Below are 24,164 nucleotides of genomic sequence, written 5' to 3'. Positions count from 1 at the left end.
GCTGCGGCCTTGTCATTGTTATTCTGGCCTGCATCCGGGCGTCGGCTTCTGAGGCTCGACCACCCATGATGCGACGGGTTTCAGATCGGGTAGTGCCGGGGACCGTTCTGCAAGGTAACCCAACGCAGCTGGGTGAAATGCTCGATGGACGCCTTGCCGCCAAAGCTGCCGTAGCCGCTGGACTTGACCCCACCGAACGGCATCTGCGCCTCGTCGTGCACGGTCGGCCCGTTGATGTGGCAAATGCCCGACTCGACCCGCTGGGCCAAGGCCAGCGCACGGCTCGTGTCGCGACTGAAGATGGCAGCCGACAGGCCGAACTCGGAGTCGTTGGCCAGGCGCAGCAGTTCTTCATCGCCGTCACCGCGCAGCAGCACCGCCACCGGCCCGAAGGACTCTTCGCGGTACAGGCGCATCTGCGCAGTGACGCCGTCGAGCAAGGTCGGTTGCAGGATGCTGCCTTCCAACTGCCCACCCGTGACCAGCGTGGCACCTTTGGCCAGGGCATCGTCGATCAGCCCCTTGATGCGCTGACCGGCACTGACATCGACCAACGAGCCCAGCACCGAATCGCCTGACGCCGGATCGCCAGCGCGCAGGGTGGCAATCTTGGCAGTCAGCCGGGCGATGAACTCATCCGCCACGCGGGCATCGACAATCAGTCGCTCGGTGGACATGCAGATCTGGCCCTGGTTGAAGTACGCCCCGAAGGCCGCCGCTTGCACCGCGGCGTCCAGATCAGCATCGTCCAGCACCAGCAGCGGCGCCTTGCCACCGAGCTCCAGCAGGGCCGGCTTGAGGTGGCGCGCCGACAGTTCGCCGACGATGCGCCCGACGTGGGTCGAACCGGTGAAATTGACCCGACGCACCGCCGGGTTGGCAATCAACCGCTCGACAATGGCCGGCGCATCCGCAGGTGCGTTACAGATCACGTTGACCACACCGTCACCCAGCCCGGCGTCTTGCAACACCTGGCCGATCAGCCGGTGCACCGCCGGGCTTATTTCAGAAGCCTTGAGCACCACCGTGTTACCGCAAGCCAGGGGCATGGCGATGGCGCGGGTGGCGAGAATCACCGGGGCATTCCAGGGTGCGATGCCCAGTACCACGCCGCAAGGCTGACGCAGGGCCATGGCGAAACTGCCAGGCACGTCGGAAGGAATGATTTCGCCGTTGATCTGGGTGGTCATGGATGCCGCTTCGCGCAGCATGTTCGCCGCCAGGTGCACGTTGAAACCGTACCAGTTGGCCATGGCGCCGGTCTCGCCGGCCGCGGCGATAAACTCGCCGCTGCGGGCCTGCAACTGCTCGGCCGCACGCAACAGCCGCGTACGGCGCTCGTTGGGCGCCAGCGCGGCCCAGGCGGGAAACGCAGCTTGGGCCGCGGCCACCGCGGCGTCGGCATCTTCCAAGGTGGCGGCGGCCACTCGAGAGACCACCTCACCCGTCACCGGGTTGCAGCGTTCGAAGGTCCGGCCGTCACGGGCCGGGCACGACTGGCCGCCAATCAACAGGGGCACGTCCAGCATGGTGATTCCTCTTTATTGTCTTTATCGGGAATACATCGCAGCGGTGTAACAGTAGCGCCAGGGCGACGCAGCGAACAGCGGGATGCGGCCCGCCATTCGCCGGTCGATTCAGCGCTTATAGGTTTGCAGGCCCGGCTTGATGCTCTTGTCATCGAGGAACTGCTTCATCCCCTGCTCGCGGCCACCCTCGGTGTCGAGCAGGCGCGACTGGTCGAGCTTGGCGTACAGGTAATCCTCGTTCTGCTCCCAGGTCAGTTCGCGGCAGCGTTTGAAACCATGCTTGGCCGCCCGCAGCACCACCGGGTTCTTTTCCAGCAGGTTGCGCGCCAGCTCCACCGTGACTTCACGCAGTTGCGCCAGGGGCACGCTTTCATTGACCAGGCCCATTTCAGCGGCTTTCTGCCCGCCGAAGGTCTTGCCGGTCATGATGTAGTACAGCGATTGGCGATGGCCCACGGTGTCGGCCATGGCCTTGCTGACGAGGTTGCCCGGTGGGATGCCCCAGTTGATTTCCGAGAGACCGAAGGTCGCTTCGTCGGCGCAGATCGCCAGGTCGCACGCCACCAGCGGGCTGAAACCGCCACCGAAGCACCAGCCATTGACCATGGCGATGGTCGGCTTGGCGTACATGCGCAACAGCTTCCACTGCCATTGCGACGCTTCGCGACGGATTTTTTCCTGGAGGATTTCCGGCCCGGCATCCACTTCGCGGAAGTATTCCTTGAGGTCCATGCCGGCGGTCCAGGCATCACCGGCCCCGGTCAGCACCAACACGCCTGCGGCCGGATCCTGCTCCAGCGTCTCGAGCACGTCGATCATCTCGCGGTTGAGGGTCGGGCTCATGGCGTTGCGTTTTTCCGGGCGATTGAGGGTGACCCAGGCGATGCCCTCCTCGATATCGACCTTGACGGTTTTCCAGCGACCTTTGTAGTTGCTCATGAGATGCGTGCTCTCTTGTTCTTGGCTGAAGATGATCAAAAACTAAACCGTAAATTTAGTTATGTCAATTAACCATTAATCAGTTTATCTGTATTTTCCGAGGCAGGGGCGAAGGTTGAAAATTCGAATATACACAAGCCCGTAGCCACGGCACCGCAAGCCCGGCAAACTGGATAGCCTTGTTAATCACTTACCTTGAGGAAGCTCACTTCGATGGCCAAGTCTTCCAAGCTTGCCGAACCCGCCGAGGCCCTGGTCGCCGGTACCGACGCGCAGGCACCGCTGGACTCCGCGCTGGATGACCTGATCGGTTACGCCCTGCGTCGCGCCCAGCTGAAACTGTTCCAGAATCTGATCGGCCGGCTTGCCGTCCACGATTTGCGGCCCGCCCAATTCTCGGCCCTGGCGATCATCGACCACAATCCTGGCCTGATGCAGGCCGACCTGGCCAAAGCCCTGGCGATCGAACCGCCGCAAGTGGTGCCGCTGCTAAACAAGTTGGAAAGCCGGGCCCTGGCGGTGCGCGTGCGGTGCAAGCCAGACAAACGCTCCTATGGAATTTTCCTGAGCAAGAGCGGTGAAACCTTGCTCAAGGAACTCAAGCAGATCGCTGCCCAAAGCGACCTTGACTCCACAACCGCTCTGGATAGCAAAGAACGTGAAAAGTTGCTGCGCTTGCTGAAGAAGGTCTATCAGCACTGATCGCGGGCGACATTAAACTCGCGCCCCCTTGCGGTCCTCGACGCTCAGCGCAGCCAACCCGATCTCGTCGCCCAGGCACATACCGCAGTAGGCTTTCAGCCCCCGCACACCCGATGCCGCAACGTAGTAGTCAAACGCGCTCCTTGGCGTTGATAAATTCCGAACTCATGGTCAGTTCGCTCATGCCCATCAGTTGCACGGGCAGTTGTAGGGGCGCTCTTCGCAGGCAGTTTGGCACGTTCGAGATCCATTTTTTTGCAATAGTTTATGGATAATACACGCTCGGTGCAGTTGACTTCGCGAGGATAGAATGGATACAGCCGATGGCGTTCGTCAACTGCAACCGATCGATAATCGAACACTTAAAATATCTGTTTTTTCTAGTTACTTATGGTGCTCACATCAACAACTTGAATTTATTGAATCAGCTCCTGTCTTTTGGCACTTTTAATACGATATTAATTTTTAAATTATCTTTGCTCATCCCCAATAATTACGCGGTTCGCCACCACAACAAGCACAATGACGTTTGCCCATGGAATCCATTGCATCGCTCGAATTGACCATCGCATTGTGCTTTTCGTTGCGCTGATCAAGGGGTCGATCTGCATAATCTGGTAGCGAGCCTGACGGCGTCGACGCGGGATCACCAGTCAGACTCGTCAACAAAATCGCCCTCCCACTCCAGCTATACTAACAACCCCTCGAGCACCGTCTCGGCATGTTGCGACGCGAGCGCTACTAAATTAGGTGCATAGGACGCGGACACACCGAACACATCACAAAATAACGAGCCACTAATTAGCGGACCTAAGATCGAAAACGCATGAATTACCGGGTCACCAGGACGCACTTCGCCGCGCGCCTGAGCTTCAGAAATTAAAACTGTAAACAAACCGATTACCCGCACAACCACGTTGTCGTACCAGATTTTTACAATGTCCGGGAAGGCTTGGCTTTCGCTAATTACCAATCTTGCCAACGCGGGTAAGGAGCTTGACTCCATATGTTCTGCAGTTTCCTTAAGCAGAATAGGAACGATCTCACGCATGGAACCACTAAACCGCACAGCGGTGCTCTCGATAATTTGTAGGCTACCGATTATCGCTTCCTGAACAACAGCCCTGAAAAGCTCTTCTTTTGTATCAAAATAAAGATATAGGGTTCCTTTAACAATGCCAGCGCGCTGAGCTATATCTCCCAGTTTCGCAGCGGCGAAACCATTTTCGGCAAAGACGCTCATCGCCGCCGCAATGATTTCCGCGGGACGCGCCTCTTTGCGCCGAGTTCTCTTACGCGTGGTACCTGTCACTTTTCGCCTTTCAAATAACGTTGGTAGCTATGCCCAAGGGGCGCCAGCATGAAGACCTTACATTCATCACATACCATATTCCAGGCTTAAGCGGCAACAAACCTCCCTATCGATGCTTCGGCTCCCCCCATTAACGCGCGTCATACCCGGGCCAGCAAGGCAGCAAAAGCACCCATTGCTTTTTAATGACTCCAAAGTCATTATCTTCGACGCATGCTTTGACGGGTGACGTCATGCGATGCCGTCGCAGGCGCTACCGCGACTACCACGTGCCTTCTGGGATTTCTGGCTGCCCAACACCGGCACCGGAATGTGTAATCAGATACTTCAAAAAACCTTCAGGTGGAAAATCGTTTTGATCACGTCAGCGCAAACCTAGGTAATGAGTATCCCTGCTTCAAGCAGACTTTTCAGGCGACATTGCCACCTCCAAAAGTGGCGAGAATTCTGAATGGCACTGCCTACAAATCATGATCAGTTTCTGAAAGGTGAGGAAGCACAAGTTGAAGACCGCAGCGGTTTGCCTATTCGTTTCGTTAACTTTGTCTTCTAAGGGCTTGACGGTGGTCCTAAAACTCCCTGGAGCTCTAAGCGCAGCCGATAGAAAATTCATAGCGACGTTGACAGAAAATGAACAGCGTGAGTTCTTAAGGATCCTTCGAAAAGTCAGCTCTTAAGCCCGTGACGTCGCAGACTTTACGGATAGATTCGCCATCCCTCAAGGGTTAGACCGGAAGGTAACCGACTAAGGGCATCTCCCAAACGTTGCACGGTGAGTTGCGCAGGAATGCATTATCAGTAACCTCTAAGAACTCGATCACCGTCGAGTGCCCGAATCTCTGCCTAGATTTTCAGCGATGTTAAACGACAAAATTAGTGAATTGAAAATTCCCAAGCCCATCCGTGGGATGATCATTAACATGGTGCACGCGGTGAAAGCTGCAAGCACAAAGGAAAAATTGGAGCGCGAGGGCTCTATGGAACTTGCTTTTATTCTCGGGCTGGACGTGGCGAAAAATATGTCTCAAGCAGACATAGAGGTTCTTTACGCGATACTCGACGAGGCAGTGCAAGAAAGACTTGCCCAACTGGGGGGGGGTCGCTATCTGACTGACGGTATAACTACAGTAACCAAAGATATATGCGGAACGGTTTTTTGAATAGAGTCGAAATAAGCTCATCATCATCGACACAAGTAAATTTCTTACGCGCCTTCTCTTGTCATGACCTTCCCAACACCTAAATGCGCTGTGCTATCCTCGTACATATCAGTTCAGCTCTGAGACAAGAAGAATTTCTGCCTCCATTGAGAACGCCTCTAAGATGACTGAGTCCCGGTCTCTATCGAATAAGTTATGGAAACTCAATGCCGCTCTGTCAAACCAAAGCGACGCTGGCCGCCCGTGACCCGATGTATGTTCCCGCCCCAGCGGCTGTCACGTGAGCAATATACGAATCTATGCCGCTACAAAACCTGATCGACGTTGGTCATATTATCGAAATTCAGCAGACAGCACTAAACGTTGCCGTCGGTCCCACTTGAGGTGATCCCAGCTGCATAGTAGCATCCGGCCCGTTGAAACAAAAAAGGGGGAATTCATTTTCCGAAGCGGGAAAACCCGATACGTCCTAATATTTAATGGCTTTTTGTGGTGTAACAGCGAAGGTTTCAACATAGCTCCGACTGCTCAAAGCAAAAGCAATGCTTCATGTACCTCGATGCACGGTACGTCAATCTTTGTACGCTGCAGATCCAACCAACGTTGCATTTTCTGTACATCGAAAATTTGGCCCTGCTCCATGAGGGTAAGAACAAGGGCTTGAGCCATTCGATAACGCCCGCATCGCGGGCAATCTCTCTCCTCCCAGCCGTTTGGACTTTCGAGCTTATCAGCATCACCGGCACATATTAAACAGGTCATAAAAAACTCTTATAGCTATTGCTCGCCGCCAATGGCAGTTTCCAATTAAACCATGACTTGAACTGACGGTTTACATTCTCGACAACCATCCTCCGACGGCAGCCAGGGCAACGATACTCGCCGAGCCATTGCTCTGAGCGGATGATAAACCCTACGGAGGCATAAAAATACTCCACTGTCTTTTGAGACGTCGTGGTTTTCTGCACTGACACCGCTCGCGTTTCCGCCGGCGCCTAGAGCGCTGTTTTCAGCTCTTTACGCACCGCCCTGGAAGCTAAACGCGCAAATGCGCCTCCGCCAACTCCAACCCCTTGGCCAACCGCTCCAGTTGCACCGCAGCGCCAGCGCGCCTGGACCACCACGCGATTGTTCTGTTCACTCATGCGGGCAATCTCATCTACGTTGCGCGACACATCTGTACTACCTCAACTCTGCTCCTTCATCGCGGCAGCGATGCCATCAATTTCGTGCGTTGTTATCGCGACCGCCTCACCCGCGTCGATGACGAAGCGTTGCAACTCTGCGAGCTGATCGAGTGTTGACATCAGTGAATGGTGGCCGGACTCGAGCGAGCGCCCCTCCGCCTCCGAACGCTCCCCAAGCTCCGCTGTCATCTCCTCAATATGGCTAGCGGCCCCAGTCGAATGTTTAGCAAGCTTACGTACCTCGTCGGCCACCACCGCGCGCCCCCGCCCCTGCTCTCCGGCGCGAGCTGGCTCGATTGCGGCATTTAAAGCCAGAAGATTGGTCTTACCTGCGATATCCTTCACCCGTTGAGTGAGGTCCGACATCGCCGCTGTACGCTTCAGGAAGTCTTCAACTAAGGTTTGTATCTCGGCGAAAACAGCCTGCACACAATCAGCCTCTTCGCGCATTATGTCCATCGCTAGACAGCCCGCCTAGGTACCCTGCAGGCTCCGCAGGGAGTTCGCACGTACCTGTTCGGCTCCGTCTGCAACCGTGGCGATACTCACGCTCATTTCTTCCATCGCCGCCGCGATGAACTGGTCAAGTAATTCTGGACACCAGTTTAGGTTCTCACACGGCCAGTTTTTCCATAGCTACCGGCGAGCGGTAGTCGTTGTAGCTGTGAAGCCTGGTGTTGTTGTAGCTCATCACGTATTGCTGCAAATCAGCTCGGGCTTCCTGCTCCGAGCTGTATCCGCCCTCAGGCATCCATTCTGATTTCAGACTGCCAAAGAAGCGCTCCATTGGAGCGTTGTCCCAGCATTGCCCCTTGCGACTCATGCTTTGGTTGATCCTGTGTGTCACCAACTCATTCCTGAACTTGTGACTGGTGTACTGGGCGGATTCAACCGGTCGTCGCAACACTGGATTGTTGTACAGACTTTAGATACTCATTCAGTGCTTCGGCAGGTGTTTTCCAGCCGAGTACTTTTCGAGGTCTAGTATTAAGTACGTGAGCTACCGCCTGTATTTCTTGGGCACTCCAACGAGAGAGGTCAGTGCCTTTCGGGAAGTATTCCCGTAGAAGGCCGTTCGTATTTTCGTTTGTGCCGCGCTGCCATGGACTATGTGGATCAGCAAAGAAAACCTTTACTCCGGACTCGATGGTAAATCGAGCGTGATCCGACAGCTCCTTTCCACGATCCCAGGTCAAAGATCGCCACAGCTCGATGGGAAGATCAGCCACCGTTTTTTTCAATGCATTGGCCATACTAACAGCCCCATAGCCAGCCAGCGCCGGACCGTTCTTCGTGCGGGGAATTAGCCCATAACCTTTCTCGCGAGGCAGATGGACGAGCATGGTAAATCGAGTTGAGCGCTCGACCAGAGTTCCAATCGCAGAACGGTTCAGACCGATGATCAGGTCGCCCTCCCAATGCCCGGGTACAGCCCGATCTTCTACCTCAGCAGGGCGACTGGAGATCATGACGTCCTCGCTGACATGTGCCCACACTTTGGCCTGCGCTCTGGCTCTCGGCACGCGCAATGCTCGTCCTGAGCGCAGGCAGCTCACCAGTTCACGCTTGAGAGCTCCTCGACCCTGAATGTAGAGCGCCTGATATATGGCTTCATGAGAGATGCGCATGGATTCATCATCCGGAAAATCGATCTGGAGCCGGTTGGCAATCTGTTCAGGCGACCAGCCATTGACCCATTTACGGTCACTGCGATGCGGTTTATTTCGGCCTTTGAAGGGCGCTTGCCGAGGCCCAGAAATCTCACGACCATCGGCGTCTTGAACCTTGCCCTCAAGGCGGTCGCGTACGTACTGGTGCAGTCGCGGGTTAGTGACCAGTTTCGCTGATTTCGGCCTATTGGCCACCAGTTCTGCCTTCCATTGCGCTACTGACGCTCGATATTCAAGCAGACCGCAACGGGTAGCAGCATTTCGTGTCAGCTCCCGTGAAATTGTCGATGGGCTTCGTCCAAGGCGACGGGCGATCTCACGAACGCCAACACTTTGCGCTCGAAGCAGCCCAATCTCTTCTCGCTCTGCAAACGATAAGTATCGTCCTGATATGTGATTCGACATGGATAATGGCATCCCGCCTCGATGACGGAACCAGCGTGTACCTACCGCTGTTGATACGCCAACGGCATGTGCTGCCTTTTCGCTTGTGATGCCTGTTGCAATCTGCACCCAAAATAGCCGCTCGATCTCATTACGAAGTGAGGGTGCACCTGGAGAACGCATCGCTCCCCGGCCCGTCAATTTTTGCATCCATCCTGCGGGTCGTCCCATAAACACCTCGATCAAGGTGTTGCGACGACCGGTTGAATCCGCCCCGGATCTCGTCGCTGCCGCTAGCGCCGAGCTGCGCGCCTTGCGCGACCTGACGGGGGAAACCGCCTACCTGGCCGTGCTTGACGGCAACCAGGTGCTTTCGCTCGAACGTTGCGACGGTGCACACACTCTGCGCTCCGCCGCCAGCCTGGGCCAGGGCAAGCCGGTATACTGCACCGGTCAGGGCAAGGCCATTCTCTCGGCGCTCTCACCGACTGCTCGGGATGAGATTCTCAAGGGACTGGTGCTGGAGCCACTGACCCCGCTTACCATCACCGACCGCCGGCGCTTGTTGACGGAACTCCAGATCACCCGCGCCCGTGGTTACGCGCTGGACGACGAAGAAATTCGTCTGGGCGTGCGCTGCGTCGCCGCCCCCATCATCGATAAACAGGGGACTGTGCGTGGTGCTCTGAGCGTCGCGGGCCCAGCCTATCGGCTCACTCTGGAGCGCCTTACGCTGCTGGGGCCTGAGCTGACGGATGCCGCTCGGCGGGTTGGCGAACAACTGCGCTCGGAACCGGCGGTGCATAACACTCACGCGACCAACGTGGTACCCGGACCATGGGCCTTCCATGGCGCCTTTCCACGCTGGCATGCTGAACACCAAATACTTTATTGGGCCGACACGTTGGCCCCCGCGATCCATTGCTGGGATGGCCAGAGCAGCCGAATCCTCACCCGCCTGGATCTTCCGGTGCATGCCATGGAGCTGCACCGTGATGGTTTATTGGTGGCCCAAGCGGGGGGCTGGTCGCTGATTGATTGGCAAGGCGCCGAGCATCCAATGCAGGACCTGATCGGCAGCCGGCTCCTGGCCTTGACCACTCATCCACCGGCGTCTTATGGGGATGCACGAAGACCGCCAGTGGTTGCCAGATCGGTGAGGTGAGTGCCGAGGGAGAATTGCGACATGGCTGGAGTCTGACCGAGCAGGTCAGTGGTTTTCGCTGGGATGCCACGGGCGAAGCCCTATATGCAATAACCCCCGCAACCGGCGATATCCTGCGCTTGCAGCTCGGCAGTAATGCTATGCGCCGCTTGGCTTCCCTGCCACGTGGTGGAGGCAGCCTGAGCGGCTTGGCCCTGGACACCCAAGGCGGGGTCTGGACGACTCAACGGGATGGCTGGAGCCTGGTTCGCTTCGACGCACACGGCAATCTCGACCGCATGATCGGCCTTCCCGTACCGAGCCCCTCGGATCTTTGCTTTGGGGGAAAGGACGGCAGTACCCTGTATATCACCAGTTCCCGCCAGGAACTCAAACTTGAAGTGCTCAGTGGCGCCCCCGACTCGGGATGCTTGCAGCGGCTGGAAGCCGAGGTTGCCGGACAGCCAGTGGCAATGAGCAACTGGCGCCTGTGAGGTATCGAACTACCAGCCGAGCTGCTTGTTAAAACCAAGGGCGTCATAGTAATCATGCTGCGTGAGAATCTTGCCCTCCTTGAGCCGTATGAAACTCACTCCCTTGAAGCTGAGGGGACGCTGGGTGGCCGGCGTCTCGGTGCTCCAAGGCCCGGTATTGTGCCCCTTGAACTCCCATTCGAAGGCAATGCTTTCACCGTTGACGATCGGCTCGCCCAGCATCGTCCATTGCAGATCCGGCACTGCGTGCATGAACACTTCGATCACCTGGGTCTTGGCATTTTCCCGACCGACCTGCGGTGCCCCCACCGAGGCGTCGAGAAACTCGCCGTCCTCGGCGAAGTACTTCGCCGCAGCGTCCGCATCGCGAGCGTTCCAAGCCTTCATGTAGCCATGGATCACGCCCAGCGTATCGTTTTGACTGGCCGCCATGACCCCATGGCTGGCCAGAATCAGGAGCAACCCAAGCAGCATCGAATGGATTCGGGACGTCATAGCGTTCACCCTTTTCTCATCAGAGGATTTGCCTGCCGCGCCCGGCGGCAAGCCGTCATATTCCTAGGCTTTTTTCCAGGCATCGGAAGCCGGGGCGGTGCCCTTCTCGTAGGGACGAAACAGGACCATGTAGACGAGGCCGACGAGAATCACGATGGCGCCGACCAACACGATGCCGTAGTTCACGTACCAAGGCGCATCCGGCGTACGCGGCCAGGACATATTGACGATGGCGAACAAGCCATAGCAGAGTGCAGCGATGTTCACCGGCCAGCCCCAACGTCCCAAGGTGAACTGGCCCTTGGGTGTCCAGCCCCGAAGGCGAGCGTATATCACACCCCCGACGATCATCTGGAACGCCAGGTAGATACCGATGGCGGCAAAACTCACCACCAGCGCGATCGCGTTCTGAAGATAAAAGCCGACACACACGATGATCGCCGGCAACACCCCGCAAACCATCAGGGCGGCGGTCGGCACATGGGTGGTCGGGGAGAGTTTCTTCAGCACACCACTACCCATGAGCATCTCGTCTCGGGCGTAGGCATACAACAAGCGGCTGGCGGATGCCTGCAAGCTCAGCACACAGGAAACGAACGAGACCGTGATCACCGCCATGACCGCTCTCGACATGACCGGACCGAACGCCGCGCCGAATATCGTGGCCATGGGATCCTTGTCCTGCCCGGAGACAACGGCGGCAATATCAGGCACGGCCAGGATCAAGGCCAGGGCGGCAAAGATCGAAGCGGCACCGCCGATCCAGATCGTCATCCGCATGGCCTTGGGGACCTGGCGGCTGGGATTAGGCGTTTCCTCGGCGACATCGCCGCACGCTTCAAAACCGTAGTAAAGGAACATCCCCGCCAGTGACGCGGCGAGGAAGGCCGGCCAGTACTCCCCATCGATAGAAATATCGAACGTGTCGAACAACACGCTCAAGGGTTGGTGGCGCTCGAAAATCAGCAAATAGCCGCCGATCAACAACGCCCCGACCAGCTCACACAGAAAGCCGAACATCGCCACCCGCGCCAGTAGCTTGGTGCCGCTCAGGTTCAGGACCGTCGCGGCGCCGGTCAGCACCAGCGCGACCAAGGTATTGGTGACCGGAGAAGACTCGAAACCCAGCAGATTGGCAATGTAGGGACCGGCGCCCAATGCGACAGCCGCAATGGTCACGCATAAAGAGATGGCGTAGATCCAGCCGACCATCCAGGCCCATTTTTTCCCCACCAGGCGACGGGCCCACGGATAGACACCGCCGGAAATGGGGTACTGGGACACCACTTCGCAAAAAATCAGGCACACCAGCATTTGCCCGAACCCCACCAGCAGGTAGGACCAGAACATCGGCGGCCCGCCCGCTGCCAGGCACAGGCCGAACAACGTGTAGACACCGACCACCGGCGACAGGTAGGTGAACCCGAGGGCAAAGTTCTGCCACAGGCTCATGCTACGTTCGAAATTCGAGGTGTACCCCAGGGCACGGAGTTGCTCCGCGTCCTGGTCCACGGCTGCCGTGGAGCTTATCGAGCTGTTCATTGCGCCATCCTTCAAAAAGGAATTCGTTTGAGTAAGCGTCAAGCAGGCAGAGCCATCCCGCCCGTAACGTGGTTCACCAGAAATGCTCAGAGCTGTATCCAGGTGGCCTTGATCTCGGTGTACTTATCGAAGGCATGCAGGGATTTATCGCGGCCATTGCCGGACTGCTTGTAACCACCGAACGGCGCCATCATGTCGCCGCCGTCATACAGGTTGACCCAGACACTTCCGGCACGAAGTGCGCGGGCCATGGTGTGGGCGCGCGACAGGCTGGCCGTCCAGACGGCTGCCGCCAGCCCGTAAGGCGTGTCGTTGGCGATGCGCACCGCATCCTCGGCTTCGTCGAATTCGATCACCGACAGCACCGGGCCGAAAATCTCTTCCCGGGCAATAGTCATCGAGTTGCTGACATTGTCGAACAGTGTCGGCTCCACGTAGCTGCCGCCGGTTTCCTCCAATGCCACGCGCCCTCCCAGTAACAACTGGGCGCCTTGATCCTGTCCTTGCCGAATGTGGTGCAACACCTCTTCCAGGTGGCGCGCGTCCACCAGCGCACCGACATTGGTGTCGGGGTCCAGTGGATGGCCCGGCTTCCAGCCTGTCATGGCCTCGACCACCATCGGCACGAAGCGCGCCTTGATGGAAGCCTGGACGAGCAAACGTGAACCGGCGGTGCACACCTCGCCCTGATTGAAAGCGATAGCAGCCGCCGCCGCTTCGGCGGCTGCCTGTAGATCAGGGGCATCGGCGAAGACAATGTTCGGACTCTTACCCCCTGCCTCCAGCCAGACCCGCTTCATGTTCGACTCACCCGCATACACGAGAAGTTGCTTGGCCACTTGGGTGGAACCGGTAAACGCCAGCGCATCAACGTCACCGTGCAAGGCCAGGGCCTTGCCCACCGTATGCCCATAGCCTGGCAGCACATTGAGCACACCGGCCGGCAACCCTGCTTCCAGGGCAAGCTGTGCGATGCGAATAGCCGTCAGCGGCGAACGCTCCGAAGGCTTGAGAATCACCGAGTTGCCGGTCGCCAATGCCGGCCCCAATTTCCACGAAGCCATCATCAACGGGAAATTCCACGGCACGATGGCAACGACCACCCCGACCGGCTCCCGCGTCACCAACCCGAGCTGATCCATAGCCGTCGCGGCCACCTCATCGTAGATCTTGTCGATGGCTTCACCGCACCAGCGAATGCTGTCGATGGCGCCGGGCAGGTCGACCGACAGTGAGTCGGCGATCGGTTTGCCCATGTCCAGCGTTTCCAGCAGTGCCAGCTCTTCGGCGTGGGACTGCAAGAGGTCGGAAAAACGCAGCATGACCGCCTTGCGCACTGCCGGTGCCTGACGCGACCAAACGCCGGATTCGAATGCCGCCCGGGCGCTGCTCACGGCCAGCTCGGCATCCGCGGTATCGCAACTTGCAACCAGGCCCAACAATCGCCCATCCACAGGACTCACGCATTCGAAGGTAGCGCCTGAACTGGCAGGCCTGTATCGCCCGTCGATAAAGGCACGGCCCTCGATGTTCAGCGCCTTGGCTCTGGCTTCCCACTCTGCTCGGGTCAAGTGACTCATGATTGAAGTGCTCCTGGGTTCGGATGAATGCGATCTCGGCTCGCTTAAACATATGGAACCATATCTTTTAATCCATGAGAACCCCAGGAAAACCAAATTCGGTCAGGTTGTTTTGACTTCAATGCCTTTTCATCCATAGAATTTCGCGTCAATGGCCCCTGAAAATGCCTTTGAACTATGAAATAGAATTTTTTGAGTCCAGGCGTCGACGGCGCCACCAATGAATGAAACGACCATGAGCCCTACATCGAGCCTCATCCGCCTCAATCAGGAAGGGAGAACGGAATCCGTCACCCGCCGCCTGGTTGAAATGATTGACCTTGGGCTTCTGGTCGAAGGTGAACAGCTCCCCAGCGAAAGTACCCTGGCCACCCAACTTGGCGTCGCCACGGTCACCCTGCGCGATGCGTTGGCTGCCTTGCGAGAGCGCGGGGTCATCGAAACCCGGCGTGGACGCAACGGCGGCAGCTTTATCTGCGCCGCCCCACTAACCACCGATCAGGCCTTGTTCGATCAATTGCGTGAAATGAGCACGCTTGGATTGCGTGACCTGGCCGACGAGCACGCAGCCATCTCAGGCGCCGCCGCCCGCTTGGCAGCCCAACGCGCCGGGCCAGAGCAGCATGCACGGTTGGGTGGTTACATCGATGCGTTGGCCAAGGCGCAAGAACGGCTGGAGCGCCGACGTGCCGACGCCAGGTTCCACATCGAAATTGCCGTGGCGTCGCAGTCGGTGCGGCTGACCCACAGCGAGGCCCGTTTGCAGGCGGAACTGGGGGAGTTGTTATGGTTGCCGTTCGATGAGCAACCGGCCCCCCAAGTGATCGAACGGGAACACCGGGCGATTCTGGAGGCCATCATTGCGAACGATGCCAATCTGGCCGGGGCACTGGCCGAAGCCCATGTCGCTCGCGGCGTCCGGCGCTTGACCGCCATACGGCTGCAGCAGATGGCGCAAGATGCCTGATGACTGGAACAGAACTTGCTGAACAACTGACTCCAAACACCGCCCGACAGTTTGTTCGTGTCGCCAGCAAACACCGCACTGTCCCTTCCGAGGCATGAGTTAGAGCCATGGATAACGAAATGTCAGCAAATGGGTTATTCCAATGCGCAACGTTGATCAACGCTTCCATTGGTAACGTCTTCAAGGGTCTCAACGACCTGGGCGCCCAGGTATCGAGCATTTGGGAACGGCAACGGTGCAAGACCAGGCGACCCAATCAACGCGACCTCAAGCCATTGCTGGCTGGCGTCCGGCAGATTCTCGATTCTGAAAGCCTCAAGTTTCATGGCGCCGGCGTGGTCTTCGCCCCCGGTGAGCTGGAAGATTGCGAGATGCACTTGCAGTGGTGGTGCCGGACCCAGAACGAACACATCCAGCCTTTGCAGCTGAATCTCGATAGCCGCAGCGATCGTTTCTACGATTACCTGCACATGCCCTGGTACACCCGTCCGCAGCAGACTCGCCAACCTTCCATAGACGGTCCTTTTGTCGACTTGTACGGCACCGAGCAGTACATCGTCGCCTTTTCCGTGCCGATTTTTTTCGATGATCGCTTCATTGGCGTCGCCGCCGCCGACATCTCCCTGCATTCGTTGGAACCTTTGCTCGTGAGCAGCCTGATGAGAGTCAGCAATGAAGCGCTGTTGCTCAATGCCGAGGGCCGCGTGCTGGCCGCCAATACGGCGAGTTGGTTGGCCGGCGATCTGATCCGGGGCGTGCTGAACCAGGACATGGAACAAGGGCGCGTTTTGAGTCTCATCGACACGTCATCCTATTGGAGCGTCGTGGAGCGGCCGGTACCCAGGCTCTAATCGCTATCACTCTTGCGCTGAGGGGACCTGCACGACACGCTAGTCTGCTAGCCTTGAACGGTCTTTTCATGCCAGACCGTGAAAGGCTAGTGGCGAAATTGCTTGCCCAGTGGCCAGGGACTTCAATCACTCAGATCGGCTCAGCCAAGGTCGCCATGGAGTCGCCCATGATTTGCGCATGCTCCTGCTTGTCGCCGCCGCTTTTTTCGATCTCGCACAGCCGTGCGGAATTCTCGACTACCAGTTGGCAACGTTCCCAACGCCGTGCTTCGAACCGGGCCAAAGCAACCTGCAGATCGCTGGAGGCAAGCAATTCTTCTGCGAGCACGATGGCGCTCTCGATGCCTATTCCGGCTCCGGAAGCCAAATGAGGAGTGGTGGCATGCACTGTGTCCCCGATCATTACGATGCGGCCTTTATGCCATGGCAGCGGTACCAGCAGATTGGCCAGTGGACGGTAGTCGATATTGGCGCCCGGCTCGTACAGTTGTGGCACGAGCGTTTGCAGAACCGGGGCTGGGAACTCACTAAGCAGACGCGCCACTTCGCCTGCCCAGTTTGCCGGATCAATCCACTCAGAAAATTCTCGATTTTCCATGAGGAACATGTACATATGCGTGGCGGAAATCGGATTGACGCCCACCTTGGTGCGTCCCAGCCAATGACTGGGGCGGACGATTTCCGACGGCCGCCTGAGCACAGCACGCCAGGCGCTCTGGTGGATGGGTTTGGGTGACGGCGCCTCAGGAAAAAACTCTTTTCGCATCCGCGAATGCACGCCATCGGCGGCGATGACCAGGTCATAAGACCCTTGGGTCCCGTCGGTGAACGCCACCTCGACGCCAGCCCCATGCTCGGAGATACTGTCGAAGGTCACGCCAAGGCGCACGTGAGTGCCCACCTCCCGTGTCTTATCGGCAAAAATCCGAGCCAGGACTGGGCGCAGGATGCCGCCGCCACAAGGGATTTGTCTATGGCTGACGGGAGGTCGAAGCGCCAACTGCACGATTAGGTCACCTGCTGGTGAAAACACATCGAAATCCGTGGACAAATACCCTTCCTCGGTCACCCTTTCGAGGATGCCAACGGTATCCAACGCCCTTAACGTGGGGCCGCTAAGCGTAATGCCAGCCCCCAGGGGACACCACAGGGGATCTATCTCGACCAAGTCCACTTCGACACCCTGGCGGGCAAGCTGGATAGCCGCTGTCATACCGGAAAAACCGCCTCCGATAACCAAGACTTTATTGACTGCTGCAATCATCACGCGCTCCTAATTATTCTTATTTCAATCGGGCTGACATCGCATTGCGCACCAGCGAGTTCAGCGGCGCTATCGACCTGATCCTGAAAGTTCATAAAATTCAGACTGACAATGCCCAAGCAAGAACGAGACTATCGAATCGGATATCCGTGCTGAAATCGCATTCCACAATCAGAGGTATCGCTGGAGGTGATAGATGACGGGAGCAGGTTTGACAGCAATACCCGCCCCAGCCAGAAGCCTGCCCGGATTGCCCGGGATGTCTGCAACCAGGTTTTGTCGCACTGTTTGAAGACGCTTTGCCCCACGCACATAAATATGGGATGCCGATTAACTACGGCTCATCTGAACCGCAATTCATCGGCATTCACCCTGTGTCAGTGCTGCACTTCAGACACTTTCCAGGCCGTCCCAACAGAGGTATTTCACCTCCAGGAACTCATCGATTCCAAGGTGTGATCCCTCTCGCCCAAGACCACTCTGTTTCACCCCACCGAAGGGGGCGACCTCATTCGATATCAAACCGCAGTTGATGCCGACCATGCCCGACTCGATGCGTGCGGCGTTGCGCCAGATGCGCGCCGCATCGCGGCTGAACAGATACGCCGCAAGGCCATACTCGCTGTCGTTCGCCATTGCGATTGCGTCATCATCGCTATCGAAACGCACCAATGGCATGACCGGGCCGAATATCTCCTCGCGTGCCACTCTCATTCCATGCGTCACCTCTGCAAGTAGCGTGGGTTGGAAGAAGCACCCACCCAATGCATGGCGTGTACCACCGGACAATAGTCGAGCACCCTGGGCCAACGCATCATCAACAAGCTCCTGGGATTTTCGTACCGCGGCTTTATCGATCAGCGGTCCCACCTGCACACCAGGCTCAAGACCATTTCCCACCTTCAGTCGGGCCATGCGCTCGACGATGCGATCAGCTAGGGCGTCATAAATCCCCGATTGCACCAGCACCCGATTCGCCCCGATACATGACTGCCCGCCATTGCGAAACTTAGCCTGCATCACACCGTCAGCCGCAGCATCAAGATCAGCATCATCGAAGACGATGAAGGGGGCGTTGCCACCTAACTCCATGGAGCATTTCTTGACCGTCTGCGCCGCCTGCGCCAAGAGCAGCCGGCCAACTTCGGTGGAACCCGTAAACGTGAGTTTGCGCACCAACGGGTTGCCCGTAAGCTCGCCCGCAATGTCTCGGGTGTCATTACCCGTGATCACGCTGAAAACACCGGCTGGCACTCCAGCACGTTGTGCCAGTTCGGCGAGCGCAAGTGCGGTCATCGGTGTCTGGCTCGCCGGTTTCACCACTATCGTGCAGCCCGCCGCGAGTGCCGGAGCCGCCTTGCGGGTAATCATGGCCGCGGGGAAGTTCCACGGTGTTATCGCGGCGCAGACCCCAATGGGCTCGCGCAGTACAACGATACGCTGAGTATCTTTTACGCCGGGGATCAGATCGCCACGCACACGTGTGGCTTCTTCGGAAAACCATCGGATAAAGGACGCAGCGTAATCGACTTCACCGCGCGCCTCGTCCAGAGGCTTACCCTCCTCCAAAGTAATCAGCGTGGCGATATCCTCGCGATGTTCCACCATCAACTCGTACCAGCGACGCAACACCTCGCCACGGCGTTTGGCCGTCAAGCGACGCCATGGACCAAAAGCCTCGTGCGCGGCATCGATTGCCCGGCGCACTTCGGTTTCGCGGCAGCGCGGCAGCTCGGCAAGCACCGTTTGGTCGACCGGATTATGCAACGTGTAGCGACCGTGTGGCGTCTCGTTCAGCCACTCTCCAGCGATGTAGGCGCCCGTACGCCACAGTGTTGGATCTTTCAGTAAATGCTTCACTTTGCAATCCTCATGCTCAGCAAGGGTTACGCCCGATCATGAAGGCGCTATCAGGATCCGACGTCACCGGCAGGCCGGATGCGACCAGACCTTGACGCAAAGACTTCATGAGACGATCCGGAACTCGCATCGCGGGCGCACGCAACGGGCCGCCGTTGAAACCGGCCAGCCAGTCCTGGTATTTCCACATCGTGCGATTGAGCACCCCCGTACCACCGGCATAGGTTTGAGCCGCTGCGCCGTTGGCACCACGTGCCGGGTTGACCTTCCAATACAACTCCATCGCCTCTTCGAATCGGCCGGTGCGTGCCAACTCGAAAGCCTTCGGGTAGTAGTCGCTCATCCAGGCGGTGTTGCTGGTGCCGGAAAACTGCAGCTCCATCAGGCTCATCAATGGAATTGCATCGCCTTCGATCGGGCAACTGATCACGACTTGATCCCGGAAGTGGTGGTACATCTCGCAGATACCTGCCGGCAGTGGGAACCCCTGCTCGGCCTTGATCGCCGCGATATTCGGACAATCGGCCAGCAGCCGGCGTACCAGTTCCAGGGACATGCCGGATGGATGCACGCGCTCAAAGCCCCAGAGCGGAATCGGGAACAGCATGACCGCCAGATCCGTCGCATCGCAAAATGACTTGGTGTAGTCGTAGATTTCCTGCTCGCAGGTTGGCCAGAACTGCGGTGGATAGGAGAGCAGAACAATGTCCGCACCCGCTTTCTCGGCAAGTTTCGCAGCCTCGATATTCTCGGCAAGCGTGCCAAAAGCGGCGTGGAAGAACAGGATCAGGTTTTTCCCGGATTCACGGACCCAGGCGGTGAATTGAGCATTCTCCTGCGGCGTGATCGCAAGCTCGCTGCAAAGCAGCGTGGCACTGTAACCGAGCCCGACCGTATGCTCGATGTCGTGGCGAATGCCGCGCTCATTGAGGCGCTTCAGATCGGCACTGAAGCTGGGGATAGTGACCGCCGAGCAGCCAACCAGGTTTTCCCGCGCCCAAGCACGAGCATCAGCTTTTTTGTAGATTGCCATGATGACTTCCTTCAGACAGTGAATGGTTTATTTCGAGACAGGGACAATACTGGCGGGCAGGTCGATACCGAGGCCTTGCTGCTTGGCACGCTCGTAGAGCATTTGCGCAATGACGACATCCTGCAGGGCCGAACCAACCGATTTATAGAGGACGATGTCGCTTTCATTTCGACGCGGCTGGACACAACCCGCGACCAGGTCTGCCAGAGGTATTAATTTCTCGGCGACTTTAACGCCGGCACTGACTGCAGCAATGCCGTCGCCAGTGTCGTGCAGTACTTCCTGGGGCATGTCAGCGACGATGCAAACCGCTCGCTCCATCGTGACCACGTCAACCTCCCGCTGCTCAGGCAAGGTCGAACCCAACGACACGACAGTAACGCCTGCGGGCAACCACGCTCCTTGCAACACGGCAGACTCGTCACGACTGCGTGCGGCGCAGATCACCACATCACAATCCTGCACCGCCTCTTGCGCACTGTTTAGCGCTTCGATATCCAGCGCAGGCCTGAAGCTCTCGGCAAACCGCTCGCGACTCGCAGGGGTTGGGCTGAACACCCGTACCCGAGCCACCTCCCGCACGGACATGAGGCAGTCAAGCGCGCCGCGTGCTTCGAACCCGGCACCAATCACGCCCACCCGTAGCGTTCGCTGAGGTGCGAGCAGATCTATCGCCAATGCGGCGGTTGCAGCCGTGCGCAACCCCGTCACCCGGTTGCCATCGATCAAGGCGCTCAGGGCCATGGTCTGCTGATTGAACAATGCAATCAGATAACTGGCGCAACGGGCCCGCATCGAGGCCGCAATCAACTTGCAGCCCATATGGCCTCCAGCGGGTGACACAGCAGTCAAACTGCGCAGCCAGAAACCATCGCCTCGGGCCATGGAGCGAGGCGGTACCATGGCATCCGATGTCGGGTGAGCATAGGCGTCGGCGAGCGCGGCCACGGCTGCGCTCCAGTCGGTGATTGAGGCAACATCGCAGTCGCTGAGAAAGAGCGTCGGCGCAATGGCCTGGGGCATCTTGGAATCATGCATATCGTTAACCTCGCAATCGGGCATCAGTCATTGATTGACTGACACCCTACGAGGCACTTGCCATGGCGAATACTGCGTGGAGTGCAAAGCAGTTATCGCTTAAGTCGATGGCATGGCCAAATCACAGATTAACCGTCGTACCTCCCGGGAGGCACGGGTCAAGGGGCGACGGGGAGATTCGACCAGTACTACAAAACGCTCAAGAACGGGCTCGACTATGCGCGAGGACGTCAGTCGCAGATCCAGCGAACCCGGCAGCACAGAGGCAATCGCATAACCTCCGCCTGCCGCAACGACTTCGTACTGAAGATGGACAGAATCGGCTTCTACAGCGACGCGCAATGCCATGGAATGCTCGACCGCCAGGTGATCGAGCCGGGCCCTCAGCAGATGGGGGCGTCCAGGAACCACCAATGGCAACCCGGACAACTGCTTCAATGGGATATCTCGATTGCCGATGACAGGGTCTGTGGCGGGCCCCACCAGATGCAAAGGAACCCTGGCCAGCAGATACGCCTCACCGATGCTTGTCTCATCCTCACGCAGGACCAACGCCATATCGAGACGACCATCGTGCAGCTGTTCTTCCAGTTGAGCACTCGCGCCCTCGATCAGGTGCACTCTCACCCCCGGCATCTGCTCTCGCACTGTCGCAAAAAGCCCCCCCGCATAACGACGTACCGCGGAAGGCAACATGCCGACGACCACTTCGCCCACCGGTTTGCCGCGCAGGTTACGAATGTCATCGACAATGCTCTGCGCCTCCACCAGAAGGCTTGATATGCAAGGCAGCAACTGCTCACCAAACTCAGTCAGGACCACTCCGCGCCCGGTACGATGAAACAAGCGCTCGCCACATTGCGATTCGAGCAGAGCAATATTTCGACTGACCATGGATTGAGGCATGTCAAGTAATGTAGCTGCTTTACTTAAACTTCCAGCCGCCGCTACACGTACAAACAATATCCAGCGAGAATCAACAATCGTTAAATCTGTTGAAGGGCAGTTCCGTGCTATGTCGGATGCTTGGATGCTAAGAGCGTTTTTATTATTTTTCATATCATCAATTCCAAAACATTCGGCTTGCCCTGCCCACCAAACCATTAATCGAATCAGTACGTTATGCAAACAATAGAACCCTTGGCCGGAGTCCGCACGCGGTATCCGCCTCCCATCCATCGCGATTGGCGATAAGTGATATCGAATTAAAAGATACATGATGCAACTCAAGTCGTATGCACGCGTCCTTTCCCTCTGTCACATCACGCCAGGGCAGGTAGTTGACAATCTGATAGATCGCACTGAAAGTATCGAAAACAAAAACAATAAGAGAACAATGCCATGCGATTCGAACATCTGGATCTTAATCTCCTGGTGGCCCTCGATATTTTGCTGGAGGAGCAAAATATCACCCGTGCCGCAGCGCGCTTGCATATGACTCAATCGGCAACCAGTGGCGTCATCGGGCGTCTGCGGACCTACTTCGAGGATGACTTGCTGGTACAGGTTGGTCGCAAAATGATGCTCACCCCGCGAGCCAAGCAACTACAAAACCCCGTGCGCGAAATTCTTCTCAAGATCCAGACATCCATCACAAGCAAACCTGAAGAAAACATCGCAGAAAGCAAACGCCATTTTCGGGTCATGGCGTCCGACTACCTGATTTGCGTGATCTTTGCCGAGGTCATCAAGGCAGCGAATCGTGAAGCCCCTTTCGTGACCTTCGAACTGGTCAGCCCGAATGACTCGCCTCTGGAAATGCTCATGCATGGCGAGATCGACTTGATGATCGCACCAGAACACTACATTTCCCCCCAGCACCCCTCGCAGTTGCTCTTCGAGGAACAACACGTCTGCGTCGTATGGGAAGGCAATACCAGCGTGGGTCAAACCCTGACGTTAGAACGCTACCTGGAGTTGGGTCACGTCGCCGCCGCTTTCGGCAGAAACAGGACGCCGGGGGTCGATGAGTGGCTGATCAAGCAGTACGGATGCAGCCGTCGACTGGAGATCATTACGCACGATTTCAGCACCATACCCAGCCTGATCATGGGCACCGAACGTATAGCGACCATGCTCGGCCGGCTGGCTGCACTGTATGCCAAAACCCTGCCCCTTCGATTGATTCGGCCTCCAGTCGAGTTGACTACGATGAAAGAATTCATGGCCTGGCACCGCAGCATGGATAGCGACCCTATGTTGCGTTGGCTTCGCGCAAAAGTGGTTGATACGATCCGCAGCCTCGATACGCCGGTTATTCTCTAGCTCGACTCCGTTCATGGGCCTGATGTAGATGCCCGCGACTGTCATCCAGGTGCAGGCGCATCGCAGCGCGCGCGCATTCAACGTCCTGACGCAGGATTGCTTCATAAATCCTTTCGTGCTCATTGTGAATGCGCTGTTCGTAACTCAAGGGGTCTTCGTGGAACAGACGAGCAGAATCGAGTCGGCTGCGCGGAACGATGACGACGCCGAGGGTGCCCAGGGTGTTGCCAATATAGGGATTACCTGTGGCCTGCGCTATTTTCAAATGGAACTGAAAGTCCAGGGCGGCCACATCATCAGCCATGATTTCCCTGGGTTTTAACCGATCAAGCAGCGCACGCATCTCTTCCAACTGATCGGGTGTTCGTCGTTGAGCGGCAAGTCCTGCGGCTTCCACTTCAAGCGCAATGCGCAGCTCCATGATGGCCAGCGAATCGACGATGATGTCGATCGTCGCCGGGTCAATGAGTGGACCTGGCGACAGCGTACTGCCCCGCACGAACGTCCCGATACCATGATACGTCAGAACCATGCCACTGGCCTGCAAACGAGACATGGCTTCGCGAACGACTGTCCTGCTCACACCATACTCGCGCATGATGGCCGTCTCGGTGGGCAGCTTTTCTCCCCCTCGCAGCCGCCCCTCGCTAATGTGTTTCGACAGCAACGCTTCAAGGTCTTGAGAAAGACTACGGCGCTTTTTTCGTACGTCTGTGGATACACTCATATCAGTCATGATCGATCATTC

22 protein-coding genes and 1 pseudogene are annotated in these 24,164 nt (G+C 57.5%); 7 read left to right on the top strand and 16 right to left on the bottom strand.

Annotation, left to right across the window (positions count from 1 at the left end; all coding sequences use genetic code 11):
• Positions 1-80: 80 nt before the first annotated feature.
• A complete protein-coding gene (locus PSH57_RS10870) occupies positions 81-1,529 on the bottom strand; it encodes an aldehyde dehydrogenase (RefSeq protein ID WP_305389451.1) in 1,449 nt (482 codons plus the stop codon).
• A 108-nt stretch (positions 1,530-1,637) separates the two neighbouring features.
• On the bottom strand, positions 1,638-2,468 hold the full coding sequence (locus PSH57_RS10865; protein WP_305389449.1) for a p-hydroxycinnamoyl CoA hydratase/lyase: 831 nt from the start codon (positions 2,466-2,468) through the stop codon (positions 1,638-1,640).
• A 213-nt stretch (positions 2,469-2,681) separates the two neighbouring features.
• On the opposite strand from PSH57_RS10865, the gene PSH57_RS10860 reads away from it, so the two are divergent.
• A complete protein-coding gene (locus PSH57_RS10860; RefSeq protein WP_305416556.1) occupies positions 2,682-3,170 on the top strand; it encodes a MarR family winged helix-turn-helix transcriptional regulator in 489 nt (162 codons plus the stop codon).
• Positions 3,171-3,197: 27 nt separating this feature from the next.
• Here the strand turns inward: PSH57_RS10860 and PSH57_RS29260 are convergent.
• Both PSH57_RS29260 and PSH57_RS10855 read right to left on the bottom strand, forming a co-directional pair.
• Positions 3,198-3,366, bottom strand: a pseudogene (locus PSH57_RS29260) (outer membrane porin, OprD family); the annotation flags it as partial.
• A 492-nt stretch (positions 3,367-3,858) separates the two neighbouring features.
• Entirely contained in the window at positions 3,859-4,482 is a 624-nt protein-coding gene (locus PSH57_RS10855; protein WP_305389448.1) for a TetR/AcrR family transcriptional regulator, read from the bottom strand.
• A gap of 857 nt (positions 4,483-5,339) precedes the next feature.
• Here PSH57_RS10855 and PSH57_RS10850 point away from each other — a divergent pair.
• The gene (locus tag PSH57_RS10850) at positions 5,340-5,642 is read left to right on the top strand and encodes a hypothetical protein (RefSeq protein ID WP_305389446.1); all 303 of its coding nucleotides are present in this window, start codon (positions 5,340-5,342) and stop codon (positions 5,640-5,642) included.
• Positions 5,643-6,829: 1,187 nt separating this feature from the next.
• Here the strand turns inward: PSH57_RS10850 and PSH57_RS10845 are convergent.
• The 3 genes from PSH57_RS10845 to PSH57_RS10835 form a co-directional block, all read right to left on the bottom strand.
• Positions 6,830-7,279 carry a methyl-accepting chemotaxis protein gene (locus PSH57_RS10845; RefSeq protein ID WP_305389445.1) on the bottom strand — a complete coding sequence of 150 codons (450 nt, stop codon included), beginning with the start codon at positions 7,277-7,279 and terminating at the stop codon, positions 6,830-6,832.
• 163 nt (positions 7,280-7,442) lie between these two features.
• Positions 7,443-7,652, bottom strand: a complete 210-nt coding sequence (locus tag PSH57_RS10840) for an integrase core domain-containing protein (RefSeq protein WP_422766078.1) — start codon at positions 7,650-7,652, stop codon at positions 7,443-7,445.
• A 64-nt stretch (positions 7,653-7,716) separates the two neighbouring features.
• Positions 7,717-9,093: an IS30 family transposase gene (locus PSH57_RS10835; protein ID WP_305389444.1), complete on the bottom strand. Its 1,377-nt coding sequence runs from the start codon at positions 9,091-9,093 to the stop codon at positions 7,717-7,719.
• A 40-nt stretch (positions 9,094-9,133) separates the two neighbouring features.
• On the opposite strand from PSH57_RS10835, the gene PSH57_RS10830 reads away from it, so the two are divergent.
• Both PSH57_RS10830 and PSH57_RS10825 read left to right on the top strand, forming a co-directional pair.
• Positions 9,134-10,048 (top strand): IclR family transcriptional regulator domain-containing protein, encoded by a 915-nt coding sequence (locus PSH57_RS10830; RefSeq protein ID WP_305389443.1) that lies wholly within the window; start codon positions 9,134-9,136, stop codon positions 10,046-10,048.
• Positions 10,045-10,521 carry an SMP-30/gluconolactonase/LRE family protein gene (locus tag PSH57_RS10825; protein WP_305389441.1) on the top strand — a complete coding sequence of 159 codons (477 nt, stop codon included), beginning with the start codon at positions 10,045-10,047 and terminating at the stop codon, positions 10,519-10,521. Before PSH57_RS10830 ends, PSH57_RS10825 begins: the two co-directional genes overlap by 4 nt.
• 9 nt (positions 10,522-10,530) lie before the next feature.
• Here PSH57_RS10825 and PSH57_RS10820 read toward each other — a convergent pair whose 3' ends face one another.
• The 3 genes from PSH57_RS10820 to PSH57_RS10810 all read right to left on the bottom strand — a co-directional run bounded on the left by PSH57_RS10820 (position 10,531) and on the right by PSH57_RS10810 (position 14,138).
• The gene (locus PSH57_RS10820; RefSeq protein WP_422766093.1) at positions 10,531-10,995 is read right to left on the bottom strand and encodes an ester cyclase; all 465 of its coding nucleotides are present in this window, start codon (positions 10,993-10,995) and stop codon (positions 10,531-10,533) included.
• A gap of 84 nt (positions 10,996-11,079) precedes the next feature.
• Positions 11,080-12,558, bottom strand: a complete 1,479-nt coding sequence (locus PSH57_RS10815) for an APC family permease (protein ID WP_305389438.1) — start codon at positions 12,556-12,558, stop codon at positions 11,080-11,082.
• An 86-nt stretch (positions 12,559-12,644) separates the two neighbouring features.
• Positions 12,645-14,138 carry an aldehyde dehydrogenase gene (locus PSH57_RS10810; protein ID WP_305389437.1) on the bottom strand — a complete coding sequence of 498 codons (1,494 nt, stop codon included), beginning with the start codon at positions 14,136-14,138 and terminating at the stop codon, positions 12,645-12,647.
• Positions 14,139-14,373: 235 nt separating this feature from the next.
• On the opposite strand from PSH57_RS10810, the gene PSH57_RS10805 reads away from it, so the two are divergent.
• On the top strand, positions 14,374-15,105 hold the full coding sequence (locus tag PSH57_RS10805) for a FadR/GntR family transcriptional regulator (protein ID WP_305389436.1): 732 nt from the start codon (positions 14,374-14,376) through the stop codon (positions 15,103-15,105).
• A 107-nt stretch (positions 15,106-15,212) separates the two neighbouring features.
• The gene (locus tag PSH57_RS10800) at positions 15,213-15,956 is read left to right on the top strand and encodes a PDC sensor domain-containing protein (RefSeq protein ID WP_305389435.1); all 744 of its coding nucleotides are present in this window, start codon (positions 15,213-15,215) and stop codon (positions 15,954-15,956) included.
• Between the two features lie 130 nt (positions 15,957-16,086).
• Here PSH57_RS10800 and PSH57_RS10795 read toward each other — a convergent pair whose 3' ends face one another.
• From PSH57_RS10795 to PSH57_RS10775, 5 genes are all read right to left on the bottom strand, one after another.
• Positions 16,087-17,220: an FAD-dependent oxidoreductase gene (locus tag PSH57_RS10795; RefSeq protein WP_305389434.1), complete on the bottom strand. Its 1,134-nt coding sequence runs from the start codon at positions 17,218-17,220 to the stop codon at positions 16,087-16,089.
• A gap of 390 nt (positions 17,221-17,610) precedes the next feature.
• A complete protein-coding gene (locus PSH57_RS10790; RefSeq protein ID WP_305389432.1) occupies positions 17,611-19,080 on the bottom strand; it encodes an NAD-dependent succinate-semialdehyde dehydrogenase in 1,470 nt (489 codons plus the stop codon).
• A 16-nt stretch (positions 19,081-19,096) separates the two neighbouring features.
• Positions 19,097-20,113 carry a dihydrodipicolinate synthase family protein gene (locus PSH57_RS10785; RefSeq protein WP_305389430.1) on the bottom strand — a complete coding sequence of 339 codons (1,017 nt, stop codon included), beginning with the start codon at positions 20,111-20,113 and terminating at the stop codon, positions 19,097-19,099.
• A 27-nt stretch (positions 20,114-20,140) separates the two neighbouring features.
• A complete protein-coding gene (locus PSH57_RS10780) occupies positions 20,141-21,151 on the bottom strand; it encodes an ornithine cyclodeaminase family protein (RefSeq protein ID WP_305389429.1) in 1,011 nt (336 codons plus the stop codon).
• Between the two features lie 99 nt (positions 21,152-21,250).
• Positions 21,251-22,369: a LysR family transcriptional regulator gene (locus PSH57_RS10775; protein WP_305389427.1), complete on the bottom strand. Its 1,119-nt coding sequence runs from the start codon at positions 22,367-22,369 to the stop codon at positions 21,251-21,253.
• A gap of 123 nt (positions 22,370-22,492) precedes the next feature.
• Here PSH57_RS10775 and PSH57_RS10770 point away from each other — a divergent pair, with 123 nt between their 5' ends.
• A complete protein-coding gene (locus tag PSH57_RS10770; protein WP_305389425.1) occupies positions 22,493-23,416 on the top strand; it encodes a LysR family transcriptional regulator in 924 nt (307 codons plus the stop codon).
• Here PSH57_RS10770 and PSH57_RS10765 read toward each other — a convergent pair.
• Positions 23,406-24,152 (bottom strand): FadR/GntR family transcriptional regulator, encoded by a 747-nt coding sequence (locus tag PSH57_RS10765; RefSeq protein ID WP_305416554.1) that lies wholly within the window; start codon positions 24,150-24,152, stop codon positions 23,406-23,408. The two genes, PSH57_RS10770 and PSH57_RS10765, sit on opposite strands and share 11 nt — an antisense overlap.
• Between the last annotated feature and the right edge of the window lie 12 nt (positions 24,153-24,164).

It is taken from the genome of Pseudomonas hefeiensis, from assembly GCF_030687835.1.
Taxonomy (GTDB): domain Bacteria; phylum Pseudomonadota; class Gammaproteobacteria; order Pseudomonadales; family Pseudomonadaceae; genus Aquipseudomonas; species Aquipseudomonas hefeiensis.
Note: the sequence above shows the minus strand (reverse complement) of the source record. Positions and strands in the feature narration are given on the sequence as shown.

Coding starts and splice junctions, on each gene's coding strand:
- PSH57_RS10870 (WP_305389451.1), bottom strand. CDS start 1,529: ATGCTGGACGTGCCCCTGTTGATTGGCGGCCAGTCGTGCCCGGCCCGT.
- PSH57_RS10805 (WP_305389436.1), top strand. CDS start 14,374: ATGAGCCCTACATCGAGCCTCATCCGCCTCAATCAGGAAGGGAGAACG.
- PSH57_RS10845 (WP_305389445.1), bottom strand. CDS start 7,279: ATGCGCGAAGAGGCTGATTGTGTGCAGGCTGTTTTCGCCGAGATACAA.
- PSH57_RS10780 (WP_305389429.1), bottom strand. CDS start 21,151: ATGCATGATTCCAAGATGCCCCAGGCCATTGCGCCGACGCTCTTTCTC.
- PSH57_RS10815 (WP_305389438.1), bottom strand. CDS start 12,558: ATGAACAGCTCGATAAGCTCCACGGCAGCCGTGGACCAGGACGCGGAG.
- PSH57_RS10860 (WP_305416556.1), top strand. CDS start 2,682: ATGGCCAAGTCTTCCAAGCTTGCCGAACCCGCCGAGGCCCTGGTCGCC.
- PSH57_RS10795 (WP_305389434.1), bottom strand. CDS start 17,220: ATGATTGCAGCAGTCAATAAAGTCTTGGTTATCGGAGGCGGTTTTTCC.
- PSH57_RS10800 (WP_305389435.1), top strand. CDS start 15,213: ATGGATAACGAAATGTCAGCAAATGGGTTATTCCAATGCGCAACGTTG.
- PSH57_RS10835 (WP_305389444.1), bottom strand. CDS start 9,093: ATGCAAAAATTGACGGGCCGGGGAGCGATGCGTTCTCCAGGTGCACCC.
- PSH57_RS10785 (WP_305389430.1), bottom strand. CDS start 20,113: ATGGCAATCTACAAAAAAGCTGATGCTCGTGCTTGGGCGCGGGAAAAC.
- PSH57_RS10865 (WP_305389449.1), bottom strand. CDS start 2,468: ATGAGCAACTACAAAGGTCGCTGGAAAACCGTCAAGGTCGATATCGAG.
- PSH57_RS10770 (WP_305389425.1), top strand. CDS start 22,493: ATGCGATTCGAACATCTGGATCTTAATCTCCTGGTGGCCCTCGATATT.
- PSH57_RS10850 (WP_305389446.1), top strand. CDS start 5,340: ATGTTAAACGACAAAATTAGTGAATTGAAAATTCCCAAGCCCATCCGT.
- PSH57_RS10840 (WP_422766078.1), bottom strand. CDS start 7,652: ATGAGTCGCAAGGGGCAATGCTGGGACAACGCTCCAATGGAGCGCTTC.
- PSH57_RS10820 (WP_422766093.1), bottom strand. CDS start 10,995: ATGCTGCTTGGGTTGCTCCTGATTCTGGCCAGCCATGGGGTCATGGCG.
- PSH57_RS10775 (WP_305389427.1), bottom strand. CDS start 22,369: ATGTATCTTTTAATTCGATATCACTTATCGCCAATCGCGATGGATGGG.
- PSH57_RS10810 (WP_305389437.1), bottom strand. CDS start 14,138: ATGAGTCACTTGACCCGAGCAGAGTGGGAAGCCAGAGCCAAGGCGCTG.
- PSH57_RS10765 (WP_305416554.1), bottom strand. CDS start 24,152: ATGACTGATATGAGTGTATCCACAGACGTACGAAAAAAGCGCCGTAGT.